The sequence below is a fragment of the Paenibacillus sp. FSL H8-0282 genome (assembly GCF_037963825.1).
Taxonomy (GTDB): domain Bacteria; phylum Bacillota; class Bacilli; order Paenibacillales; family Paenibacillaceae; genus Paenibacillus_AQ; species Paenibacillus_AQ odorifer.
Genome location: NZ_CP150146.1, coordinates 4,000,131 through 4,022,713, shown reverse-complemented (window position 1 = coordinate 4,022,713; position 22,583 = coordinate 4,000,131). Strand labels below are relative to the sequence as shown.

Below are 22,583 nucleotides of genomic sequence, written 5' to 3'. Positions count from 1 at the left end.
TTTGTTATGTTATAGAACCATATGATTTCTCGCCATTATTGCCGCACCCGTCACCACAGCTTCTTCTTTTAATATACCTAGGGAGAAGTGAGGTTGGTATTCAGGATAACGGTAAGTGTTTCTCTGTGCCACCTCCACCGCTGTTTGGAAAAACAACTCGTGAGAGTGAATGAGTGCACCGCCTAGAATGATGGTCTCTGGATGAAACAGGTTGATAACGTTGGCGAGCCCGATCCCGAAGTGGCTGGCAGCTTGGGTAAATAATTCACGCGCGTGTGGATTACCGTCTCTAAAGGCTTGTACCAATACATCATAAGTCAGCTTCTCAGGCGCCACTTTATATCTTTGGAGGATCAGATCGTTGTCCATTTTCGCCTCTGAGCGCGCACTTTGTTCTAGTGCCTGCACAGATACGAATGCTTCCAGAGCCCCGTAGTTCCCGTCATGATTTAATCGGGGTCCATCTGTCTGGATGATCATTTGACCAATGGCATCTTCCATATCCATTGTGCCATGAACAATACTTCCATGCGACATCATCGCATAGCGGAGTCCTGCTCCAGCATGTACATAAAGCATATGCTGAATGTTTGCGTGACGGATAGACCATCGTTCCCCAAGCAGTGCAGAATTGGCACCGTTGTCCAACCATGCCTTGAACCCCGTCCGTTCCTCCACCAGTTTGCAAATCGGCAGATTGTTCCAGCCTGAAGAAGGGAAGTGCAGCGGTTTTAGGATCAAGCCATTTTCCCGATCAAGTGGCCCCACAGCCCCTATTCCTATCCCTATGATTTGACTGTCCACTAACTGATGGTCCCTAAGGAAAGCGCGTATTTGATTACTGATATGATCTATAAATCTTTCAGGTGTGAATGCGTGATCCATTCGCCAGTGAACTATTGATTTTGGGTTCATTTGCATATCAAATAAACCAAGGGAAGAATACACCCTGGAAATCTCTAAACCGATTATATAACCGTAGGAAGGATTGATCTGGTATAAAATGGGTCTTCTTCCTCCGCTAGATTCTCCAAATCCGCTTTCTATCAGCAAGCCTTCTTCCGTCATCTCATCTAATATCCGGGTCATTGTGCTTTTGGTAAGCGAAAATGTCTGTAAAAGATCCAACTTGGAAACAGTGCCTTGTTCGGCGATTCGGTCGTATAGGAGTTTTTTTGGTGACGGAATATGTGTCGAGCGCTTTTCCACGATATACCTCCAAGCTATATATAGGATGAACTTGTAAGATCGTTTTTTATATAGTTTGTATTTATTAACATGAATATAGTATAACTCATAAACCCTTGGTTGTATTTTACCGTTCAAAAAACTTAATTCCATTTTGGGAAAAAGTGATATAATGAAATTACGACAGATTATATAAGGGTGGATTCCATGAGAACAACTATGAAAACAAATATGATACCGAATACAGACCTGAGAAAAAGTCTATTGTTTCAGTTGTTTTGGGTATTTGTTCGAATTGGTCCTGTAACCTTCGGGGGAGGTTATGCGATGATCCCTATGATCGAACGGGAAATTTCCGCTAAACGAAAATGGCTGGGTGAAGAGGAGATGGATGAAATTCTATCTTTAGCTGGTGCTGCACCTGGGGGTGTAGGTGTAAATGCAGCAGCATTCATTGGTTATCGTCTTGCTGGTGTGAAGGGTGCGATTGCTGCAATCGCAGGGATAACGATTCCGACCTTTATCATTGTTTGTTTGCTTAGCGCCGTATACTCCCAACTGGCAGACCAGCCAAAAGTCATTGCCGCTATGAAAGGGATAAATGGTGCTGTTATTGCCTTGATCCTAGTAGCTGCATATCGAATGGCCAAGAACGCTATAATTGACAAGACTACCGCTGTTACGGCGTTAGTTATACCGGTTGTTTTACTGGTTTTCGGAATTAATCCCATTTACGTGATTGCAATTGGTTTATGTATTGGGTTTGTATATCTGCAAATTAAACAGCTCTTAGGGCTCCAAGTTCGAACGGAGAAGGAGTCCTTGAAAGCTTCTGATGAAGAATCGAATTATCCGGAGTATTACATCTAGGGGGAAGCGATGTGATTTGGAGTTTGTTTTTCACTTTTATAAAAATTGGCCTTCTCTCGTTTGGAGGAGGGTACGCCATCATTCCGATGATTCAGCATGAAGCCATGGCTGGGGGTTGGTTATCCGAAGGGGAATTCCAAGAGGTAGTTTCCATCGCAGGGATGTCACCCGGGCCTGTTGCAACGAACAGTGCAACCTTGATCGGATATCGTATAGCCGGAATCGAAGGAGGGATTGTGTCAACATTAGGCATGGTTCTGCCCTCATTTTTAATCATCATCGTTATTTCCGTCTTCTTTTATCGGGTGAGGGACAGTCAATGGATTAAAACGTTATTTTATGGTTTGCGGCCAGTGATTACAGGCTTGATTGCCTATGCTGCGATTCGTTTTGGCTTAAATAGCGTGCAACATGCTTTTATTACTTGGCAGACCCTTGGCATGTTGATCATTGTATTCGCTGCACTTTATGGTTTAATGAAATATAAGCTGCATCCGCTCACCATTATCGTTGCTTCTGGCATTCTTGGGGTAGCTTTTTTTTAGACAGAGCCGGGACGATCCTAGATTGGAGGTAAATCATGTCAGAGAATATACGGGCTTGTTGTTCAGCTAGTCGAAATCAAGTCGCGAAACAAGAATCTATTGATGTTTGTAAGGAGAACACAACGGTTCAAGGAGTAACAGGGGTGAAAGATTTCTCGGACATGATCCTTATCCCTGGAGGCACTTTTCTTATGGGGACGGATGATAAGGAAGGGTTCCCCGCAGATGGAGAAGGTCCGACTAGGAAGGTTACCTTATCTTCCTTTTTGATGGATGCAACGGCGGTTACGAACAAGCAGTTTGCTGCTTTTATCAAGGAAACAAACTATGTTACAGATGCGGAACGATTTGGATGGTCTTACGTGTTTCATTCTTTTGTTTCCATGGAGACTGGGAAAAAGGTGACCCAAGTAGCCACTCAAACCCCCTGGTGGTGGGTGGTGGAGGGAGCGGATTGGTGTCATCCTGAAGGTCCGGATTCCCATGTAGATGAACGACTTGATCATCCGGCTATTCACCTATCATGGCATGATGCGGATGCATATTGTCGTTGGGCTGGTAAACGTCTGCCTACGGAAGCGGAGTGGGAGTATGCCGCACGAGGAGGACTGGTTCAGAAACGGTATCCTTGGGGGGACGAATTAAAACCAGACGGAGAGCATCGCTGTAATATATGGCAGGGAAAGTTTCCCGATAAAAATCATGCCAGCGATGGTTTTGCAGGTACCGCACCTGTAAGGTCCTATCTGCCTAACGGCTATGGTCTTTATAATATGTCAGGAAACGTGTGGGAATGGTGCGCGGATTGGTTTACTAAGGATTATCATTTATTTTCCGAAGCCGTGAATCCGAAAGGTCCAGTAAGTGGTGTCGCAAGATCAATGCGCGGAGGATCGTATTTGTGCCATAAATCTTACTGCAACCGTTATCGGGTGGCGGCTAGAAGCAAAAATACTCCAGACAGCTCTGCAGGGAATATTGGCTTTCGATGTGCGGCTGATTATACAGGTTAGAGCACTTTTACGACTACTACATAAGAAGGAGGAACTTCCTTGTCCTCTATCATCCATAGTCAGTTTGACATCAGCGTGCTGGACGTCCTAAAGATTCAATATCAGAAGCGGATCCTGTTCGATTACGTCCAGTCTTGTTATACCGTCTCTTATATCCAAAAAGGTGAGGTATTGACGACATCCTCCGAAGGAGAATATGTTGCTTCTGCCGGAGACGTGATGATCCACCGTCCTAACGAGCCTTTCAATGTGATCTCCAAAACGGATGGGATACATTATCTGTTTAATATTAACGCTAAAGTTAAAGACGGAGATGACTTTTTTAAGTTATTCCCTTTAGGCAAGGTGATTCGGGTCCGGGATCGAAGCGAATATGAGCGAAGGTTTGACGAGTTGCGAAGCCTGTGGTTGCAGGAGGAAGATGATTTCAGGAATGTTCAGGTCGGTTCATTGGCATTTTTTCTTCTTTATGAAATTATGGAGAGTACCAAGCTTGGCGGGCGCCGCTCTTCACGAGATCCCTTTATCACGGACCGCTTTAACGAAGCGTTGCAATATATGGAGGAGAGGCTTGATCAGGAGATTAGTAGAGAGGAACTTTCCAAGCTCTATCATATGAATCCTGTTTATTTTAGCCGGGCATTTCAGAAAATATATAAACTGACACCCATGCAAATGCTGCGAAAATTGCGGCTGCAGCAAGCTAAACAAATGCTGGAATATACGGATTATACAATCGAGCATATCTCCCAGAGATGTGGTTATTATGATGCTTCACACTTCAGCAAGGTATTTCGTGGTGAATACGGCAAGAGGCCGGCAGAGTACCGGAAAAGTATCGAATTTACAAAAACAAACATCGCTACTCCATAGCGGAGTTTTCCATATTCATTTACTCTTATAAGCATGAGCAGATCATCTAAGCTGCCCGAATCGAGCGTAACCATTTCGATGAAAAGGAAAGGCAGGGAATAACTCATGAGAATCTTGTATTTGGATTTGGATTCGCTTCGCCCGGACCATCTGGGATGTTATGGCTATCATCGGAATACCTCCCCGAATATCGATTCAATCGCTAAAGAAGGTGTCATCTTTACCAACTACTATTGTTCAGATGCTCCTTGCCTGCCGTCTCGTTCCGCTTTAATGTCGGGGCGATTTGGCATTCATAATGGGATTGTAGGGCATGGCGGAACCGCTGCTGATATGCGTAGAGAAGGAGCCAAACGTGAATTCAATGACCGTCTGGGGATGGAGAGCCTTCCGGCTATATTAAGGCAAGCGGCGATGAAAACCGCATCGATCAGCACCTTCTCCGAACGACACTCGGCGTGGACCTTTAACGCCGGGTTCCAAGAAGTGTTTAATGTTGGTGGCAGAGGGCATGAGACGGCAGAGCAAGTGCTTCCAGTGGCACTTAAATGGCTTGAGGATAACGGGGAGTCCGAAAATTGGTTTCTGCACCTGAATTTCTGGGATCCGCATACACCTTATCGTACACCCGAGAGCTACGGTAATCCGTTCGAGAAGGAGCCTTTACCCGATTGGATCACGGAAGAAGTGTTTGAGCTTCACCGAAATAAGAAGGGGCAGCATAGTATTGAAGATATGAATGCGCTCGCGAAATCGCATTATCAGCAGCATTTCAGGCATCAGCAGGAGATAGAGAACCGTGATGACCTGCGTGTTATCTTTGACAACTATGATGCTGGAGTTAAGTATCTGGACGAGCATCTCGGGAAAGTTTTTTCTAAGCTGAGAGAACTTGGCGTGATGGAAGATACGGCTATCTTGATCTCTGCGGATCATGGAGAGAGTCTGGGTGAACTAGGAATTTACTCCGAACATGGCACAGCAGACGAGGCGACTTGCCGTATTCCGATGATTGTTCGCTGGCCAGGGGGCAAGAAGGGAATCGTGGAGGAGGGGCTACATTATCACCTTGATCTAGGACCTACATTAGCGAGCCTTTTGAATTTGAAAGCGGCTGCTTCTTGGGATGGTGAAAGTTATGCAGGTGCTATTCTGAAGGGGAATTTGGGAGGGCGTGAGTATCTCGTAATCTCACAATGCGCGCATGTGTGTCAACGCAGCGTCCGATTTGCGGATTGGTTATATATACGTACCTATCATGACGGACACCATGGATTCCCGCAAGAAATGCTGTTTGATTTGAAGCATGATCCTTATGAACAACATAATCTTGCCGAAGTACGTAAAGACGTTTGTATGGAGGCTGTCTATCTGTTGAATGAATGGCATGATCATATGATGGGCTCCATGGATTGTGATATCGATCCATTATGGACGGTACTTATGGAAGGTGGACCCTACCATGCCAAAGAGTATCTGAGCGCATCCTTATAGGATGCTTAATAATATCCTAATAAATGCGGCGAATGAAAGACATATGAAAGGGAGGTTGCCCTGAATGGGCAACCTCCCTATTTATGTTCTCGCTTTTTGTGGATCTATTAAAGATCCGGGAAGCCTCAAAACGGTCTTCGTCCCGCTACCCTCCTTACTGTACAGCAGAACGCCGCAAGGATCGCCATACTTAAGATTTAGACGATTATTGACATTTAGGAGACCGATATGATCTCCTGATTCTATATTCTTACCAGCCAGCAACTCCGTAAGTTGTTCCAGTCTTGTTGTATCGATACCTACACCATTATCTTCAACCACGATTTCAAGCAGCCCCGCTTCGTTTTTTTCTACGGAGATCAGCAAAATTCCTTGTCCTTGTGCCTCAAGCCCATGACCAAGCGCATTTTCAACAATAGGTTGAAGGATCATTTTAGGCACGGGAATGTGTAACCATTCCTGTGGACACAACAGCTTGTAAGTAAATTTGTCCGGGAAACGGCCTTGGTAAATCCTCACACAAGATTCCGCGATTTTCAGCTCTTCCCCAAGAGTTACCTCCTCTTTGCCTTTGATGCTGTACTTGAGCATTGTGCTTAAGGCGGTAGTCATCTCGAAGATATCCCGATTTCCTTTTACGATCGCAACGCCCTTGATTGTATCTAAAGTATTGCTTAAGAAATGCGGATTAATTTGACTTTGTAAATACGAATATTCCGCCCGCTGCTTTTCCAGATCGGTCAGATAAAGTTGAGTTGAAGCATCTATTAATTGGTCCGTCAAATCGTGGATCCGTGTGGTCATATCGTTGAACTGTCGAGAGATGATTTCAATCTCAGCATAGCCCTTTAAATCGACCTTGTTGTTCAATATCCCCAGACTTCCACCCTTTAATTGATTCATATAGCGCATAAGCCTAGACAACGGTCTTAAGAGATTCATCATAAGTACAGAATAGGGAATAGAGACGACCAGCAAGATTAAGGCTAGAAGAGCATAGCTGACTTTCTTCAATTTCTCCAGTTCTTTCATTAAATTATGGACAGGAACAGCAGTTATGATTTTTCCAGAGATCTCCGGTAAGCTAAAGGACTGAATTGCATATTTCTTTCCATGAACCGTCTCGACGATGGACTCTCCATCCCTTCCAGTTGCCCGAGTTTGAAACTGCTGGAGCATATCCTCCGGCTCATTGCTATTAGAGTAGATCATGCCTTTATCATCCATCATAAAAAAGCTGGTTCCGACCAATCGGGGATACTCAGAAATTTCAGTTTGAATGGCTTTCATATCTACAATAACTGCGAGATAGCCAATTTTTTCACCATATAGGGACGTGTCACCTGAAGCGAAGATGTTCATCCCGAAAAGCAGTTTTCTCTTGTCGATGACTTTGTCTGGAGGACTGTATCCGCGATAATGAACGATTCCATCCTCCTCAGCTGTTTTCATAAGATCGATAGCATATTTTGTTCTTCCTGCTAAGGAAATACGTGTGTTTGAGCTACCGATAACAATAATATCTAAGATATCCGTGTTCATATTTCGGGCGATGCTCAACAATCCTTCAACTTTTTGGGATAGATCGTAGACTCGAAGCTTATCATTCTCGACTAGGAACTTTTGGACGGTCGAATCGTAACCCACATTCATCATCATGGAAGAGACGTTGGCATAGTTGTCAGAAATCCGTTGTTTGAGGAGGGAGACCAGCTCCGTATTGTATTGCGTATTTTGATTAATGATAGTCTCGCTTGATAGTTGGTAGACTCGTGAAACGATGATTGGGATAATGGCAACAATAAATAACCCGAATAGCAAAACCTGAGTACGGATGGATAGTCTCTTAAATGTCTTCATTGTTTTGTTCCCTATATTGTGTAGGTGTCATTTTGAGATGCCGCTTAAAAATTCGTGTGAAATAGAAATAATCCTGAAAACCGCATTTCTCACCGATTTGGTAAATGGAAAGGTTGGTTTCGATCAGCGTTTTACAAGCGTATTCAATTCGTAAACGACTGATATGTTCGATGATGGTCTCGCCGACCTCTTTTTTGAATAATTGGCATAAGTAATTTGGGCTTAAAAAAAACTGATTGGCTAATTGCTGGATCGAAATTTCTTGATTGAAATGGTTGCGGATGTATAACATGATTTCTTTGACTTTGTGGTTTGAGATTCGTGAAATATCAGATTCGTTTCTGTTCATAAAAATATCAAGTGTCATAAGAATCAGATCATCGATCATAGCTTCAGCCGTGCCGTACCGATAATAGAGCTGTTCATATCCTTCAAAAAAACGGCCGCTAACCCGAGTCCCTTCCCGAGGAAATAAGTAGAGGATCGATGTATAGAGCAAATAGGCTTCTTTAATGGTGAACGTTCCCTCTTTGAATAATTTCTTTATCGATTCCATGGCTGCTATGAAACCGAGCCGGTCTTTATTATGAAGAATCCGGGAAATCTCTTTGAGCTTCTCGTCGATCGGTATTTCCTGTTGTGGATTCACCCGGTAACATCCGGGCATCCCCGTTGTGAACATACTGAAAGCAGCATGAGAGGCGGACTCTAAAGACGCATCCAATTGGTGTATATCCGAAATAGGAGGACCGATCCCGACTCCGCACTCTTGTACAACTTCTGTTTGTTTAAGACCCTGGAGGAAGACTTCGTATTGGCACTCTTCCAATAAGTAACCATACCGACGGCGGCTCATTGGGAAGACCAGGGAAGAGAACTGCCTGACATCTACAGGTGAACTTAACCCTTGGATAACAATGGGGATATGAGGGGTATCTTTCGACAAGGGTATTTTCTTCTCATCCAACCATAAGTTAATTCGTTCAAGATCTCCGGAACAAACCGCTTCATAAAGTTCGAAGTCGTGGATAGGTTGTTCTTTAACTGTCTTGGAATCGTGTTGCTGGGATATTCGGTTGAGCATTCCTTCAATTTCTTCGATTTCAAAGGGTTTGAGACAATATCCGAAAGTACCATAATTCATTGCTTTTTGTGCATAAGCGAACTCGGCATGTCCGCTGAGTACGATAAAGATCGTATCCGGCGCGATGGCCTTGCCACGTTGAATGAGCTCTAGTCCATTCATAACAGGCATCTTGATATCTGTTAGAACAAGGGTGGGGCGAAGCGATTGAATTAATTGAAGGGCTTCTTGCCCGTTTTCGGCATCGTCGATCACTTCAAAGCCGTATTTCTTCCAATTCACTCCTGCTTTAATTCCTTCTACAATCCACTTCTCATCATCTGCAATAATTACTGAACGCATAAGTGAATCCCCCTCTCTTTATAGAGCTCTTAGATTTATCCTAGCGATTGTGGACCAAGGGGGGTATGGACGATCTTACGCTCACTATGTCCGATATTACGTGCCACAGGAAGGTCTCCCGCAAAGGTGTGAAAAATCCACATAATCGGAGTTGTATTCTCTATACAAGAGAATTTACACTCCCGATATAATTTACCATATAAATCGCTTACAAGCATAACAAACTCATACAGAAAGGTGGGGAGAAGATTGGCTGATTCTGTAACCGCTCGTACGCCTAAACGAAGCTTAAAAACTCGTGCTCCAAAGCAAAGTTTAGGAAAAACGATTTTACAGTACAAGTATTTTTACCTCATGGTTCTACCGGTGTTAATCTGGTATGCCCTCTTCAGCTATGCTCCCATGTACGGTGTAACGCTAGCGTTCAAAACATTTAATTACAGTGAGGGGATTCTGGGAAGTCCTTGGGTTGGGTTGGAGAATTTTCAAACGCTGCTGACCGACCCCGATTTTCGCAAGGCGTTTTGGAATACGGTCATTATCAGCTTGATGAAGCTGGTCACTCATTTCCCGATGCCCATTATCCTGGCGATAGTTTTATATGAGTTTTCCAGGACAAAAATGAAGCGGTTTTTTCAGACGATCCTGACGTTCCCGCATTTTATATCGTGGGTTGTACTGTCGGGGATTATTATCAATATTTTAAGCAAGGACGGGATTTATAACCAGATCATCATGCTGTTTGGTGGAGATCCGAATTCTCCTCTTGTCGATGAAAGTGCATTCAGACCCGTTCTGTATATCACGCATGTGTGGCGAGAGATCGGTTGGGATTCAATCATTTACCTGGCGGCTCTGGCAGGGATCAATCCTGAGCTGTTTGAAGCGGCTGAAGTGGACGGAGCGAACCGGTTTCGCCGTTTGCTAAACATCGCATGGCCGGGTTTGAAGAGTACAGTCGCAGTTCTGTTAATCCTTCAAGTTGGACAACTACTAACCCAAGGTTCGAGCTTTGAGCAAATTTTCAACCTGTATAGTTCGCCGGTATATTCGGTTGCCGACACGATCGATACTTACATTTATCGGACTTCCTTCACGATTGGAGGAGACTTTGGATATATGACCGCCGTGGGTGTCGTCAAGTCCATTATCAGCCTAATCCTTTTATGGGCGGCCAATACGTTCGCTAAGAAGATGGGCGAGGAAGGGCTGTATTAATCTGCAGGAAAAGGGGAGAAGCAAGTGACCGACACAACGGTTAAAAAGAGAAAAAAGTGGAGTGTCTTCGATATCGTCGCATTCGTGGTTCTGGGGCTCCTAGCAATAGTAACATTTTTTCCTTTCTATAATGTTCTTATTATCTCTGTGGCAAAGTTCGAAGCGATTAGTAAAAGTGACTTTTATATTTTTCCGCTTTCGTTTGACCTGTCCGCTTACAAGCTTTTGCTTCAGGATATGAAGTTTTGGACTTCCATCTTTAATTCTGTCATCGTAACTGTGGTTGGCGTGTTGTTCAGTATGACAATCTCTGTGGCGGGAGCCTACGCATTATCCAAGCGGGGTATGCCCGGCAGAAACATAATGCTCAGCATGATCTTGTTCACTATGTTTTTCAATGGCGGTTTAATTCCTTTTTACTTAGTCGTTAAGGATCTAGGATTCGTAAACAATATACTCGTCATGATCATCCCCGCGGGTCTCAATACGTTTTATCTAATCATTATGAAAAACTATTTCAATACCATTCCAGAAAGCTTGGAAGAATCGGCTAAGCTGGACGGGGCGAATGATCTGTACATTCTTTTCAAAATCATTATTCCGATCTCTGCTCCATTCATGGCGACTTTTGCTTTGTTCTATGCTGTGGAAAGATGGAATGAATGGTGGTATGCGCTGATTTTTATCAGTGACGCTGCTAAAGCACCACTTCAGATTTATCTGCGGGAGACACTCATTACTTCGAATTCCTTGCTAAGCCAAATGGCACAAACGATGGCCGAGCAGGAGCAGACGGGGAAGGTCTACACACCTGCACTTCAAATGGCAGCGATTGTAGTTTCGAGTATTCCGATTATTGTTGTTTATCCGTTCCTGCAGAAGCATTTTAATAAAGGGATTATGGTGGGTTCAATAAAAGGATAAGAAAGATTTTAAATAGATTGATTCTATCCTAAAATAGTATAAAGGGAGGTTTCAAGCATGCATAGAAAGAAAATAATGACATTGGCATTATGTATAACTTTGTTGGCTTCAGTACTCACGGCTTGCGGTGGAGGCAATAACGGCAAAGGGCAGGCTGGTTCAAACGGTGAAACATCTCCGAATTATTCTAACTCCACGGATAATCCTTACAAGGATCCAATGACCATTTCTCTTGGGTTTTGGGATGCGGATGCCGAGATTGCTAACATCGAAAAGGACCCGATCGCTAAACAAGTATTGGAGAAATTCAACATCACACTAAAACCTGTCAATTTGTCTTGGGATGACTATACCCAGAAGATTCAAATGTGGGCCGCTTCCGGCCAATTGCCAGACATTTTCGCGATCGACGCCGTCGGCACGCAATATCAGCGCAAATGGGTGAATCAAGGCGTTGTCAAAGCGCTCCCGGATCTTTCAAAGTATCCAAACCTTGCAAAATACTTTGAATCGCCAGATATTAAAGGATTAGGAGTAGATGGAAAGTATTATACTGTGCCTCGCCGGATGTTCCCGAGTGTTGATTGGAGCGCACTGGATCGTATGGTCTTCTATCGTTGGGATCTTGCTCAAAAGGCTGGGATCACCAAAGAGCCAGAGACATGGGAAGAGTTTGAAGCCATGCTTGATGCAATCGTAAAGTCGGATCCGGAAGGCAAGCATGTTACTGGCCTTACGACGACAACTACCAAGATGCTGGGCGGATTCTTCTGGTTGTATGGCAACCCGGTTGCTACTAGTGATGGAAGCGGCAGTGATTTTAAATGGATCAAAGAGGATGGAAAGTTTATCCCTGCTGTATTCTCTAAAAATGCGCTGCCAGCGCTGCAAAACATGAAGAATATGTACGAAAAAGGATTGATCGATCCAGACATCGCGCTCGTCAAACCAGCAGAGTCCTATGACAATTTCGTAGCAGGCAAAGCAGCTGCTCTTCTAAGCGGTGGAGGTTTCATAAATTTAAATAGCGATATGTATGAAAAACGCTGGAAAACAGCTTATCCGGATAAGGATATGACGGAGAGCGTGAAGGCGCTCAAGCCGCTTATCGGTCCTGATGGTGAACGTTCACATGCCATCTTTAAAACATACTGGTCAGAAAGCTATTTCAGCAATAAGATTGACGATAAAAAGATGGATCGCATCATGGCACTCTATGATTATGTGTTGTCTCCTGAAGGCAAGGATCTGTTGACTTATGGCATCGAAGGTGTAGATTATAAGCTCGAAAATGGGCAGAAGGTTGTCATTGAAAAGGGTTCATTAAATGAGAAGTATCCAGCTAGCAGATTTCTGAAGAATTTGGTGGCTTATGAAACTTCAGATAGCTATAACATGGATAACCCGACGATTGCTAACGAAGGAATCCGCAAAGAAGCTGTCGATTACATCGACTGGATTCAGAACAATACAAAGGTGCCAGAATACGACATTCGGTTAACTTATATGTCCACCCCAACAAAGGATAAATTTACTGTGCTTGACCATGATGATTTGCTTAAGATCATGCTTTCCAAAGAACCCGTTGAGAGTTACTGGAATAGCATTGTGAACGATTATAAGGCTAAAGGTCTTGATAAAATGATAGAGGAAGTAAATGAGAAGGCCAAGGAACAAGGTATTGAATAATGGATGAATAGAGAAGATCCGGGCGCTAGTAGCCCGGATCTTCCGTTTAATTATTTGAAGTATGGCTTAGACTGTGCGGCGCTACAGACCGCATACTTATAAGATTGGGAGGGTAAAGTCTATGAACCTTAGCATTCATTTGACAGGGTTAACCGAGAAACAGTTAGCAGCTGTTTCAGAAGTAGCGGGAATATTGAGTATTCGAATGGAACGCTCAGGGATACCAGTGATTTGTAAGAAGCAAGGGAAGGGCATTCGAATATCTTACGATGAGGCTCAGGTCACCATTGCGTATGAACAGGAACATCAATTGTTCCGGGCACTCAGCCGATTTCTTGAGAACGTACGCCGTGGAGAACGAGTTGAAATTAATGAACGGCCGGTTTATGAACAGTTAGGCTTCATGGTAGACTGTTCGCGAAATGCGGTTCTTAACTATGAAGGATACAAGGAATTGATCCGGCGTTTAGCGCTTATGGGATATTCAACGGTTCAGTTGTATACGGAAGACACCTACGAACTGGAGGGATACCCTTATTTCGGCTATTTGCGAGGCCGATATACAGGAGATCAAATTCGGGAGCTGGATCAGTATGCCGCGTTATTTGGCATAGAACTGGTTCCTTGTATTCAGACCCTGGCCCATCTCGGCCAAGCGTTGAAATGGCAGGCACATGCACCGCTTGTGGATTTCGAGGATATTCTCCTTATTGATGATCCCAGAACTTATGAGTTAATTGATCGAATGTTTGCTTTTATGTCGGCTCATGTAAGCAGTCGCCGCATAAATATCGGGATGGACGAAGCTCATATGATGGGACTTGGTAAATACCTGGATAAGCATGGGTATCAGGATCGCTCCTCGTTAATGTTAAAACACTTTAGCACTGTTATGGAGATCGCCAGAAAATATGGTTTCCAGACGATGATGTGGAGCGACATGTTTTTTCGTCTGGCCAGTTCCGGAGAATATTACGATGCTGAAAGTCCAATTAGCCCTGATATTGTAAAGCTGATTCCTGAAGATGTTACCTTGATCTACTGGGATTATTATTCGGAAACGCAGGAGAAATACGACGGGATGTTAAGCAAACATAAGCAGCTGAATGATCATATTGGATTTGCAGGTGGTGCTTGGAAATGGATGGGCTTCGCTCCAAACAATGAATTCAGTCGCCATGTCAGTCTGCTGGCTCATGATAGCTGTGTTAAGTATGGAATTCAAGAAGTGTTGATTACCGCATGGGGAGATAATGGCGCTGAAGCTTCCGTTTTCTCGGTTCTTCCTACCCTTCAACTTTGGGCGGAGCTCTGCTACACGAGATGTTTCGTGGAGAACCATGTCAAAGAAAGATTCAGTAGCTGCGTGCAAGGCAATTATGATGACTTTATGGCACTCGATGCGGCCAACTTGGTTCCGGGTAATTCGGCACCGGGGGGATGTTCTATCAATCCGGCTAAATACTTGCTTTATCAAGATATTTTATGTGGTTTGTTCGATCGACATGTTATTCCTAGCGCGTATTCGAAGCATTATCAGCAAAGTGCAGAAAAGCTCGAACAGGCGATCACTCGCAATTCGCCTTGGCAATCCTTATTCTCTGTACAAGCCAGCTTGTGTCGCTTGCTCGAAATAAAGAGCGAAATCGGGATTTCTATACGCGAAGCTTATCATCGTGGAGATTTAGAGGAATTGGCTCACTTTGCCAAGGTGACTTTGCCACAATTATCTGATTTGGCCAGACAATTCATGGACGACTATCGAGTGCAATGGGAGCAGGAAAATAAGGTGTTTGGTCTTGATGTCTTTGATCTTCGTATGGGAGGATTGCTTCAGAGAATCAGAACGGCGATTCATCGAATCAATCGTTATGTCGAAGGGAACGTGGAACAGATTGCTGAATTAGAAGAGGAGCTTCTGACGTTCGACGGCCTTGTTGACGAGGGCAACCCCAGGGCGATAAGTGCGAATTTATGGCACACGATTGCAACACCGTCTGTGATCGCTGGGGTTTAAGAAGGGGGTGAGGTTATGATTGATACTAATCTGGACAATCAAAAGGACACAAAGCAGCCTAACCTTCTGCTTATCACCGTAGATCAGATGCGTTTTGATTGCCTGAGCATTATGGGACATCCCGTCGTTGAGACACCCAACCTGGACGCTCTGGCATCAAGGGGGATCTTATTTGAGCACGCGTATTCGGCTACCCCCAGTTGTATTCCCGCCAGGGCTGCTATCATGACAGGAATGGGGCAAAGATCACATGGCCGGGTTGGTTATCAGGATAAGGTTGAATGGAATTACGCCCATACGATTGCCGGAGAGCTTGCTCAAGCTGGTTATCATACGCAGTGTGTTGGCAAGATGCATGTGTATCCTGCACGTAATCTATGTGGATTCCATAATGTGGTGCTTCATGATGGATATCTTCACTACAATCGGGATAAGAACCAAACGTTCCATGATGAACACTATGATCAAGTGGACGATTATTTGCAGTGGCTGCGAAGACAAACTGATACCAATTCGGATATCACTGACTTAGGCCTCGATTGCAACGCCTCAACGGTTGCCCGCCCCTGGCACTTGCCGGAAGCGATGCATCCAACGAATTGGTGCGTAACCGAGTCGCTAGACTTTTTGCGAAGAAGAGACCCTGGGAAACCATTTTTCCTATGGTCTTCCTTCGTTCGCCCGCATTCCCCCTTGGATCCGCCACAATGTTATCTAGATATGTACAAGGACTTGGAATTTCCTGATCCTCCAATCGGAGATTGGGTGGACGAGAGTGCTGCCTTAAACGGAGCTAAGGATCCAACTTCTTCGTTCACTAATTTGCCAAAGCGCAGATTGGATCGTGCCCGTGCCGCGTATTACGCGCTAATTACGCATCTTGACGACCAAATTGGGAGGTTGATCAATGGGCTGCAGGAGTATGGAGTTTTAAATGAAACTTTGATTCTATTTACTTCTGATCATGGTGAAATGATGGGGGATCACCATTACTTCCGGAAATCTCTTCCTTATGAAGGAAGTGCTAAGATTCCTTTCATAGTGTTTGATCCGGGAGAAACGCTTGGACTTCTTGCCGGCTCCCGGCTTGATTCCATTGTAGAGCTTCGCGATATTATGCCCACATTTCTTGAAGCTGCTGGCGTTCAAATACCATTTACAGTAGAAGGGCAAAGTGTGTTGCCGCTGTGCAGGGGAGATCAGACATTGTGGCGATCTTATATTCATGGGGAACAAGCCTATGGAGAAAAGTCCCACCACTTCTTAACGGATGGAAGAGAGAAATTTATTTGGTATTCTCAGACAGGGGAAGAGCAGTATTTTGATTTAGCGGCAGACCCCTCTGAGAAGATTAATGCGATAGGCTGTATTGATAAATTCGAGCGCATAAAAGAATGGAGAGAGCGTCTTATTCACGAGCTGGAGGGACGAGAGGAAGGGTTTGTAAACAACGGCGAATGGATTGCCGGACGCCCAATTTCTCATATTCTAAAGGCATCCCAATTGGGGGAATAATCATAACTTAGGGCAACCTGAACTTTCAGGTTGCCCTAAGTCTGTTAAGGATAGAAAGAAAGGTTAGTGAATTTACCAGCTACTCCGGCGTTCAGGCAAAGGGTCCTGATCTTGAATCATTCGATGGACGAGCAATTCAATCATCGAATGGCGAATATCACTATAATCGGGATCTTCAAAACGATTGGAGTTCTCACGAGGATCCTCTTTCAAATCATACAATTCACCGTAGGTCTCACCTGCGAAGATCACCAGCTTATAGCGTGTTGTACGCAAACACTTAGCGTTAATGCCGCGATCATGAGCAATATAAGCGGTTAGGGCAGAATTGCGCACATGGGACTCTCTTCCAGCCAGCACCTCCATCTGTGACACACCTTGAATTCCGTAGGGAGTTTTGAGACCTGCGGCTGCAAGCAGTGTGGGGACAATATCAACATGTTCCATCAAAGCAGGGACCCGTTGCCCGGAAGCAATCCCAGGACCGCGTACGATCATCGGGATTCGTGTTAACCCTTCATAAAACCACGGCCCTTTGTAAATCAGCCCATGGTCACCGAGCAGTTCTCCGTGGTCGCTGGTGAAGAGGATGACTACATCATCGTACATATCTTTTTGACGCCAAGCTTTTATAATACGTCCGATCTGCTCGTCAATGAAGGTAATCATCGCATAATAATTTCGGGTGAGCCGTTTCATATGCGCTTCATCAAGAGAATGCTCCTCACCGCCACCAGGCCAATATCCTCCCTGACTCTGACGCAGCAGATGTGGAGGACGAAGATGCACGTCGTCTGCTTCGCTGGCTGGAGATGGAATGTCAGTGTCAGCGTACATATCCGCGTAAGCTTTTGGAGGGTCAAAGGGGTGATGTGGATCGACGAAACTGGTCCATAAAAATAGCGGTTGTTCGGTTTTGTGAGAGAGGATCACATCGATGCTCCGTTCAGCAATCCAGTATGACTGGTGTAGCTCTGGAGGGATTTCGCTCTCCCACACATCGTTTTGAGCATTAGAAGCTCTGTAACGGTCCTTGCTGAAACGTTCTGCCGCTTCAGGGTTGCGCACTCTAAGCCACTCCATATATTCCCCGATACAATTATCTTCCGTAATATGATGTTCATCAAATCCGTAGTACGTTCCATCGGAAGCTCTTCCGCGGTCACGATAAGCAGGCTCTTCATATTCTTGTGAAAAGTCCCCCTTCATCTGAGGGCGGAAATGCATCTTTCCTATACCGATGGTTTTATAATCCGCTTTCTTTAAATGATCGCATAAGGTAAGTTCGTCTTCTCTGAGTGTGGTACCGATGTTCCAGGCACCGTGAACATGCGGATACCTGCCTGTAAAAATGGAAGAACGTGAAGGCGTGCAAACAGGACTAGCGCAGTAAGCACCAGTGAAGAGTGTGCCTTCCGAAGCAAGCTTGTCAAGCTCAGGTGTCAGTACGGAAGCGTTTTCGATACCTAGTGCGTCCGCACGCATTTGATCTGTGGTAATTAACCAAATATGAGTTCTTTTTGACATCCGTAACAACCCCCTATGAATATAGTGTATAGCATCACAAAAGCCTCTAGCAACCAATGAATTCTCCATATATTTCATTAGAATCGTCCATATGGGTTGATATTTTTATTACCTATAATTAAATAGTCTATCTCAATGTTGGAGGAGAAATTATATGCGAAAGTTATCCATATCAGGGGATCATTTTACATTAGAGGAACAACCCATCCGGTTGCTTTCTGGTGCGCTTCATTATTTCCGGATCGTTCCGGAATATTGGCAGGATCGTTTGCTGAAGCTGAAGGCTTGTGGATTGAATACTGTTGAAACCTATATTCCTTGGAATTTACACGAACCAGAGGAGGGGAGCTTCAATTTTGCTGGATTTGCTGACATCGAGGCTTTCGTTAGACTTGCTGGAGAGCTTGGTTTGCACGTGATTTTGCGGCCAAGTCCTTATATTTGTGCGGAATGGGAATTCGGTGGATTGCCAGCTTGGTTACTTGCGGACAATAACATACAGCTGCGTTGTAATGATAACGTCTATTTATCTAAGTTGGATGCCTATTTCGATGAGTTGCTTCCACGTCTGCGGCCTTTGTTAAGCACTAACGGTGGGCCTGTGCTTGCACTTCAGGTAGAGAACGAATATGGAAGCTTTGGTAGTGATAAGACTTACCTGAATGATCTAAAAGCAGGAATGATCGCCCGCGGCATGGACGTTCTGCTGTTTACTTCAGATGGAGCTGAAGATCATATGCTCCAAGGGGGCATGATTGACGGAGTGTTCGCCACGGTGAATTTCGGTTCACGGGCAAAGGAAGCCTTTGCTAAACTACGTGAATATCAGCCTACGGGACCGTTGATGTGTATGGAATTCTGGAATGGATGGTTTGACCACTGGATGAAACCGCATAATACACGCCCCGAATCTGAAGTAGCGGAGACTTTGGATGAAATGCTGGCTTTAGGAGCCTCTGTTAACTTCTATATGTTCCATGGGGGGACGAATTTTGGATTTATGAATGGGGCAAATCTTTTTGACAAATATGAGCCCATCGTAACCAGCTACGATTATGATACGCTGCTGGACGAATCCGGTAAGCCAACTGCAAAATTCTATGCAGCTCGAACAATAATTGAGAAATACGTAACGTTGCCGCCCCTGGAATTACCGCCGTTAATAAAGTCACAAGCTTATGGTAAAGTGTTGATGACAGAAGCAGCACCACTGTTCACTCAGTTAGACGTTTTGTCTCACCCAGTACATAGAGCATGTCCCGAGCCAATGGAGAAACTGAATCAGAATTATGGGTTCATTTTGTATTCGACGAAGATCAGTGGACCCCGCAGCAGTACGGAGCTCGTCCTTCAAGAAGTACGTGATCGTGCGCTTGTATTCGCGAATGGGGCCTTTGTCGGTACAGTTGAACGCTGGGATCCGCGAGGAATTCCATTAGAGGTTCCAACGGAGGGACTGCAGATCGACATCCTTGTGGAGAATATGGGGCGTGTAAATTATGGCCCGCTGCTTCGTGATCCAAAAGGCATAACCTGTGGCGTTAGACTCGGCTATCAATTCCTGCATGATTGGACGATTCGTTCTTTGCCTTTAACCCATCTTAAGGGATTATCATTCACACCGATAGATTGCGAGCAATGTCAGCAGCCCACTTTTTACCGGGGGAGCTTTCAAGTCAGTAAGCCTGAGGATACTTTTTTGCAGCTGGATGGATGGAGTAAAGGTCAGGTTTTTATAAACGGCTTTAATTTAGGGCGCTACTGGGAGAAGGGTCCAACTAAAACACTGTACTTACCAGCGCCGCTTCTGCGTCAAGGTGATAACGAGCTAATCTTATTCGAACTACATGGCGTAATGGAGCCAGTGGTTACTTTTGTGGATACACCGGAGCTCACATGATATTTAACGGGTGAGGAAGTATCATGATTCTATAGTATGGGTCTGATGATTTTTAATATATAATCAAAACAGCCCAACAATTTATAGGAACTGAAAATGCACGATTAGGGTGGGTTAGAGGAGGATTTTAAATGAGCTATGATTTGATGGCATTCGAGACGTCTAAAGCACCGCAAGAGAGAGCAGCGTTTATGGAGTGGTATGAACAGCAAGTGCAGTGGTCGGAAGACCATGCCTATAATGATCCATCAGTTTTATCGGAGGCGTTGCAACGCTTTTATAGTGAGTTGTCTGAGCAATTTCCTAATATGAATGTAGAGGACGAGATTTTTGAAGCGATGGAGGAAGCCGGAACGGATAACCGGTTGACTGACTACTCGCTTGGCTCATCCGTCATCTATGCGGCTTTCGCTTATTCTGTAGCTGAGGAAGCTTATACGGCGATGCGGGAGTTGGCTATAAAACACAAAGTAGGATTTTTTGATGTAAGCAGCAACGAAGGCGATATTATTTTTCCTCGAAGCAAAACGATTTAGAGTGTAGACAGCTGGTTGCTCTCCTAGTTGTTAATGAAGTAGTGGCAACCAGCATGTTTTCTATCTTCTTTACTCTACAACAGACGGAATAATACAATCCTTAATCAGAGTCCACCGGTCACGAGGCTGAAGTGTGAATTCTGAGGCGATGGCTACGACAAGTTTTTTTTCTGGAATGCAGCAAATGACATTACCACCATCACCTAACGCTGAGTAGGTGTAAACCCCGTCTTCTTCGCGTAGCCACCACAAGTAACCGTAATGATTAGGGTTCATCGCTGTTGATTCCTCAATCCATGTCTCCGAAATGATCTGATTATTCTCCCATTGTCCACGGTTCAAATATAATAAACCAAAACGCGCCATATCGCGTGGAGACAACGTAAGTCCCCAACCTCCTGTGGTGATACGATTGGGGTCTTCCACCCACCCCTTCACATTAACCCCAAACAAATCATCCAACCCAAATGAGCTCATCTCATAATCCGGGATTTCATTCATTCCGATAGGTTTAAATAAACGTTCGTTGGCGAACTCACGGGCACTTTGTCCAGTGCTGCGCGTGATGATGGCAGAAAGCAGATGTGCTCCAGCGGTAGAATATTTGAAATCCCCAATTGTTCCTTGTTGGCCTAGCATATCCAGCGTATATTTTACCCAGTCAGGCTGCATACACATTTGCTCCAGCGGTTCGTGCCAATCTGCAAAAGCATAAGGTGCGGTCATCGTCAGGAGATGGCGTAAGGTGATTTCTTGTTTTTGCGGATCTTGAGCAGCGTTTGGAACATAGTCCGGGAAAAACTCCAGTACCTTTTGATCTGCATTGTTAATACAGCCAGCATCTATGGCAATGCCTATGAGCGCGGATATGATACTTTTTGTTACAGAGGCCACATGATTTGTGTCATTCAGGCCAGCGCCATTATAATATTTTTCATAAGCAATAGTTCCATTTCTTACCACAACAATCCCATTGATATTGCTATACTCGGATTTGATCCTCGATTCTAGTTCTGAAAGCATATCAGCATCCATTCCTAAGTTTGCGGGGGCTGAGATTTGCCAATCTGAAGTTGGATAATTGTTTTTGAGCATGAAAGGTACTCCTTTATGAATTTTTTTTCTTTACTGGAAAATAGACCTCGGTAACCAGATCCTCAGGCACAGCAACCTGTGTCGGGTCCGTTAAGTAGATTTCATAAGGTGAGTTCACCCATTCATAACCTTCATTTTCTATCCATTCTCTCAGCTGAGCATAGACCGAGGTCAATTCTGAATAGGCGCCTTTAAGAACAGATCTCGCACAAAGGGCATCAGGCAAATCTCTTGTACCTTTTACACCCTCTTTTATGGGGAGAGCAAACTCTGTATCATTTCCGGCTGGATTATATTCATGGCTGTGATATATCGTTATTGGCGTACCGAGCAAAGTGAGTTTTTCCGTGGCGATTTTTTCATATAGCCTGCTAAAATAATGTCCATAACCTAACGCATAGTCATCACTGCTCAACATCTGACGCATAAAAAGAATATTCATAGGCTGAGTTTCAACAAGCTCTACTTTTATCTCATTCAGGTAAGACATCATGGGAATACCTTTCTCCAAATTTAAAACATCACTATTGATTTGTTGTAAGGTGTATTCATAAGCGCTTATTTTCTCCTGTATTTCTTTTTTCTTGAGATTAAGGGCTGAGTAGAGCTTCTCTTCTGAATGATTCTGTTCCCATTGTAAAATGTCTTTGATTTCTTCCAGCGAGAAACAATAACCTTTCAGACGATTGATAAAAAGCATTTTTTTAAGTTGTTTAATGGAGTAATACCTATAACCGTTCTCAGGGTTAATCTCATCGGGATGAATTAATCCGATCTCATCATAATATCGAAGCGTCTTCGTAGAAACTTCGCATATCTTCGAAAATTCTCCAATCGACAGCAAAAAGTCATCTCCTTTTTTCGTTTTAATTAAGCTTCCAAGCCAAAACATC

The 22,583-nt window shown here is 44.3% G+C and carries 18 protein-coding genes; 12 read left to right on the top strand and 6 right to left on the bottom strand.

Annotation, left to right across the window (positions count from 1 at the left end; all coding sequences use genetic code 11):
* Window positions 1–9: 9 nt before the first annotated feature.
* Entirely contained in the window at window positions 10–1,209 is a 1,200-nt protein-coding gene (locus tag NST94_RS17280) for an ROK family protein (protein ID WP_076303320.1), read from the bottom strand.
* 198 nt (window positions 1,210–1,407) lie between these two features.
* Here NST94_RS17280 and NST94_RS17275 point away from each other — a divergent pair, with 198 nt between their 5' ends.
* The 5 genes from NST94_RS17275 to NST94_RS17255 all read left to right on the top strand — a co-directional run bounded on the left by NST94_RS17275 (window position 1,408) and on the right by NST94_RS17255 (window position 5,983).
* On the top strand, window positions 1,408–2,058 hold the full coding sequence (locus tag NST94_RS17275) for a chromate transporter (RefSeq protein WP_081383498.1): 651 nt from the start codon (window positions 1,408–1,410) through the stop codon (window positions 2,056–2,058).
* A gap of 11 nt (window positions 2,059–2,069) precedes the next feature.
* A complete protein-coding gene (locus NST94_RS17270) occupies window positions 2,070–2,603 on the top strand; it encodes a chromate transporter (protein WP_076214731.1) in 534 nt (177 codons plus the stop codon).
* Between the two features lie 35 nt (window positions 2,604–2,638).
* Entirely contained in the window at window positions 2,639–3,616 is a 978-nt protein-coding gene (locus tag NST94_RS17265; RefSeq protein WP_076303319.1) for a formylglycine-generating enzyme family protein, read from the top strand.
* Window positions 3,617–3,655: 39 nt separating this feature from the next.
* Window positions 3,656–4,489 carry an AraC family transcriptional regulator gene (locus tag NST94_RS17260; RefSeq protein ID WP_076303318.1) on the top strand — a complete coding sequence of 278 codons (834 nt, stop codon included), beginning with the start codon at window positions 3,656–3,658 and terminating at the stop codon, window positions 4,487–4,489.
* 105 nt (window positions 4,490–4,594) lie between these two features.
* Window positions 4,595–5,983, top strand: a complete 1,389-nt coding sequence (locus tag NST94_RS17255; protein WP_076303317.1) for a sulfatase — start codon at window positions 4,595–4,597, stop codon at window positions 5,981–5,983.
* An 81-nt stretch (window positions 5,984–6,064) separates the two neighbouring features.
* On the opposite strand, the gene NST94_RS17250 is transcribed toward NST94_RS17255, so the two are convergent.
* A complete protein-coding gene (locus NST94_RS17250) occupies window positions 6,065–7,843 on the bottom strand; it encodes a histidine kinase (protein ID WP_036688197.1) in 1,779 nt (592 codons plus the stop codon).
* The gene (locus NST94_RS17245; RefSeq protein WP_076303316.1) at window positions 7,830–9,269 is read right to left on the bottom strand and encodes a response regulator; all 1,440 of its coding nucleotides are present in this window, start codon (window positions 9,267–9,269) and stop codon (window positions 7,830–7,832) included. The genes NST94_RS17250 and NST94_RS17245 overlap by 14 nt, the downstream gene beginning before the upstream one ends.
* 249 nt (window positions 9,270–9,518) lie before the next feature.
* On the opposite strand from NST94_RS17245, the gene NST94_RS17240 reads away from it, so the two are divergent.
* The 5 genes from NST94_RS17240 (at window position 9,519) to NST94_RS17220 (ending at window position 16,632) form a co-directional block, all read left to right on the top strand.
* Window positions 9,519–10,487 (top strand): ABC transporter permease subunit, encoded by a 969-nt coding sequence (locus tag NST94_RS17240; protein WP_076129727.1) that lies wholly within the window; start codon window positions 9,519–9,521, stop codon window positions 10,485–10,487.
* A gap of 24 nt (window positions 10,488–10,511) precedes the next feature.
* Window positions 10,512–11,411, top strand: coding sequence for a carbohydrate ABC transporter permease (locus tag NST94_RS17235; protein ID WP_076303315.1), 900 nt, complete (start codon window positions 10,512–10,514; stop codon window positions 11,409–11,411).
* 57 nt (window positions 11,412–11,468) lie between these two features.
* The gene (locus tag NST94_RS17230; RefSeq protein WP_076303314.1) at window positions 11,469–13,100 is read left to right on the top strand and encodes an extracellular solute-binding protein; all 1,632 of its coding nucleotides are present in this window, start codon (window positions 11,469–11,471) and stop codon (window positions 13,098–13,100) included.
* 121 nt (window positions 13,101–13,221) lie between these two features.
* On the top strand, window positions 13,222–15,117 hold the full coding sequence (locus tag NST94_RS17225; RefSeq protein ID WP_076303313.1) for a family 20 glycosylhydrolase: 1,896 nt from the start codon (window positions 13,222–13,224) through the stop codon (window positions 15,115–15,117).
* A 15-nt stretch (window positions 15,118–15,132) separates the two neighbouring features.
* Complete coding sequence (locus NST94_RS17220; RefSeq protein ID WP_280753097.1) at window positions 15,133–16,632, top strand: arylsulfatase; 1,500 nt, start codon at window positions 15,133–15,135, stop codon at window positions 16,630–16,632.
* Between the two features lie 72 nt (window positions 16,633–16,704).
* Here the strand turns inward: NST94_RS17220 and NST94_RS17215 are convergent, their stop codons facing one another.
* On the bottom strand, window positions 16,705–18,159 hold the full coding sequence (locus tag NST94_RS17215; protein ID WP_076303311.1) for a sulfatase-like hydrolase/transferase: 1,455 nt from the start codon (window positions 18,157–18,159) through the stop codon (window positions 16,705–16,707).
* Between the two features lie 154 nt (window positions 18,160–18,313).
* Between NST94_RS17215 and NST94_RS17210 the strand changes: the two genes are divergently transcribed.
* Both NST94_RS17210 and NST94_RS17205 read left to right on the top strand, forming a co-directional pair.
* The gene (locus tag NST94_RS17210; protein ID WP_339281120.1) at window positions 18,314–20,059 is read left to right on the top strand and encodes a beta-galactosidase family protein; all 1,746 of its coding nucleotides are present in this window, start codon (window positions 18,314–18,316) and stop codon (window positions 20,057–20,059) included.
* Between the two features lie 131 nt (window positions 20,060–20,190).
* Entirely contained in the window at window positions 20,191–20,595 is a 405-nt protein-coding gene (locus NST94_RS17205) for a hypothetical protein (protein WP_076303309.1), read from the top strand.
* A 69-nt stretch (window positions 20,596–20,664) separates the two neighbouring features.
* Here the strand turns inward: NST94_RS17205 and NST94_RS17200 are convergent, their stop codons facing one another.
* Complete coding sequence (locus NST94_RS17200) at window positions 20,665–21,690, bottom strand: serine hydrolase (RefSeq protein ID WP_076303308.1); 1,026 nt, start codon at window positions 21,688–21,690, stop codon at window positions 20,665–20,667.
* A gap of 13 nt (window positions 21,691–21,703) precedes the next feature.
* On the bottom strand, window positions 21,704–22,534 hold the full coding sequence (locus NST94_RS17195) for a MerR family transcriptional regulator (RefSeq protein ID WP_076303307.1): 831 nt from the start codon (window positions 22,532–22,534) through the stop codon (window positions 21,704–21,706).
* Window positions 22,535–22,583 lie beyond the last annotated feature (49 nt).

Bases quoted from the DNA above. Each gene is read 5' to 3' on its own strand.
- NST94_RS17275 (WP_081383498.1), top strand. From the start codon at position 1,408: ATGAAAACAAATATGATACCGAATACAGACCTGAGAAAAAGTCTATTG.
- NST94_RS17265 (WP_076303319.1), top strand. From the start codon at position 2,639: ATGTCAGAGAATATACGGGCTTGTTGTTCAGCTAGTCGAAATCAAGTC.
- NST94_RS17255 (WP_076303317.1), top strand. From the start codon at position 4,595: ATGAGAATCTTGTATTTGGATTTGGATTCGCTTCGCCCGGACCATCTG.
- NST94_RS17250 (WP_036688197.1), bottom strand. From the start codon at position 7,843: ATGAAGACATTTAAGAGACTATCCATCCGTACTCAGGTTTTGCTATTC.
- NST94_RS17245 (WP_076303316.1), bottom strand. From the start codon at position 9,269: ATGCGTTCAGTAATTATTGCAGATGATGAGAAGTGGATTGTAGAAGGA.
- NST94_RS17230 (WP_076303314.1), top strand. From the start codon at position 11,469: ATGCATAGAAAGAAAATAATGACATTGGCATTATGTATAACTTTGTTG.
- NST94_RS17225 (WP_076303313.1), top strand. From the start codon at position 13,222: ATGAACCTTAGCATTCATTTGACAGGGTTAACCGAGAAACAGTTAGCA.
- NST94_RS17220 (WP_280753097.1), top strand. From the start codon at position 15,133: ATGATTGATACTAATCTGGACAATCAAAAGGACACAAAGCAGCCTAAC.
- NST94_RS17215 (WP_076303311.1), bottom strand. From the start codon at position 18,159: ATGTCAAAAAGAACTCATATTTGGTTAATTACCACAGATCAAATGCGT.
- NST94_RS17210 (WP_339281120.1), top strand. From the start codon at position 18,314: ATGCGAAAGTTATCCATATCAGGGGATCATTTTACATTAGAGGAACAA.
- NST94_RS17205 (WP_076303309.1), top strand. From the start codon at position 20,191: ATGAGCTATGATTTGATGGCATTCGAGACGTCTAAAGCACCGCAAGAG.
- NST94_RS17200 (WP_076303308.1), bottom strand. From the start codon at position 21,690: ATGCTCAAAAACAATTATCCAACTTCAGATTGGCAAATCTCAGCCCCC.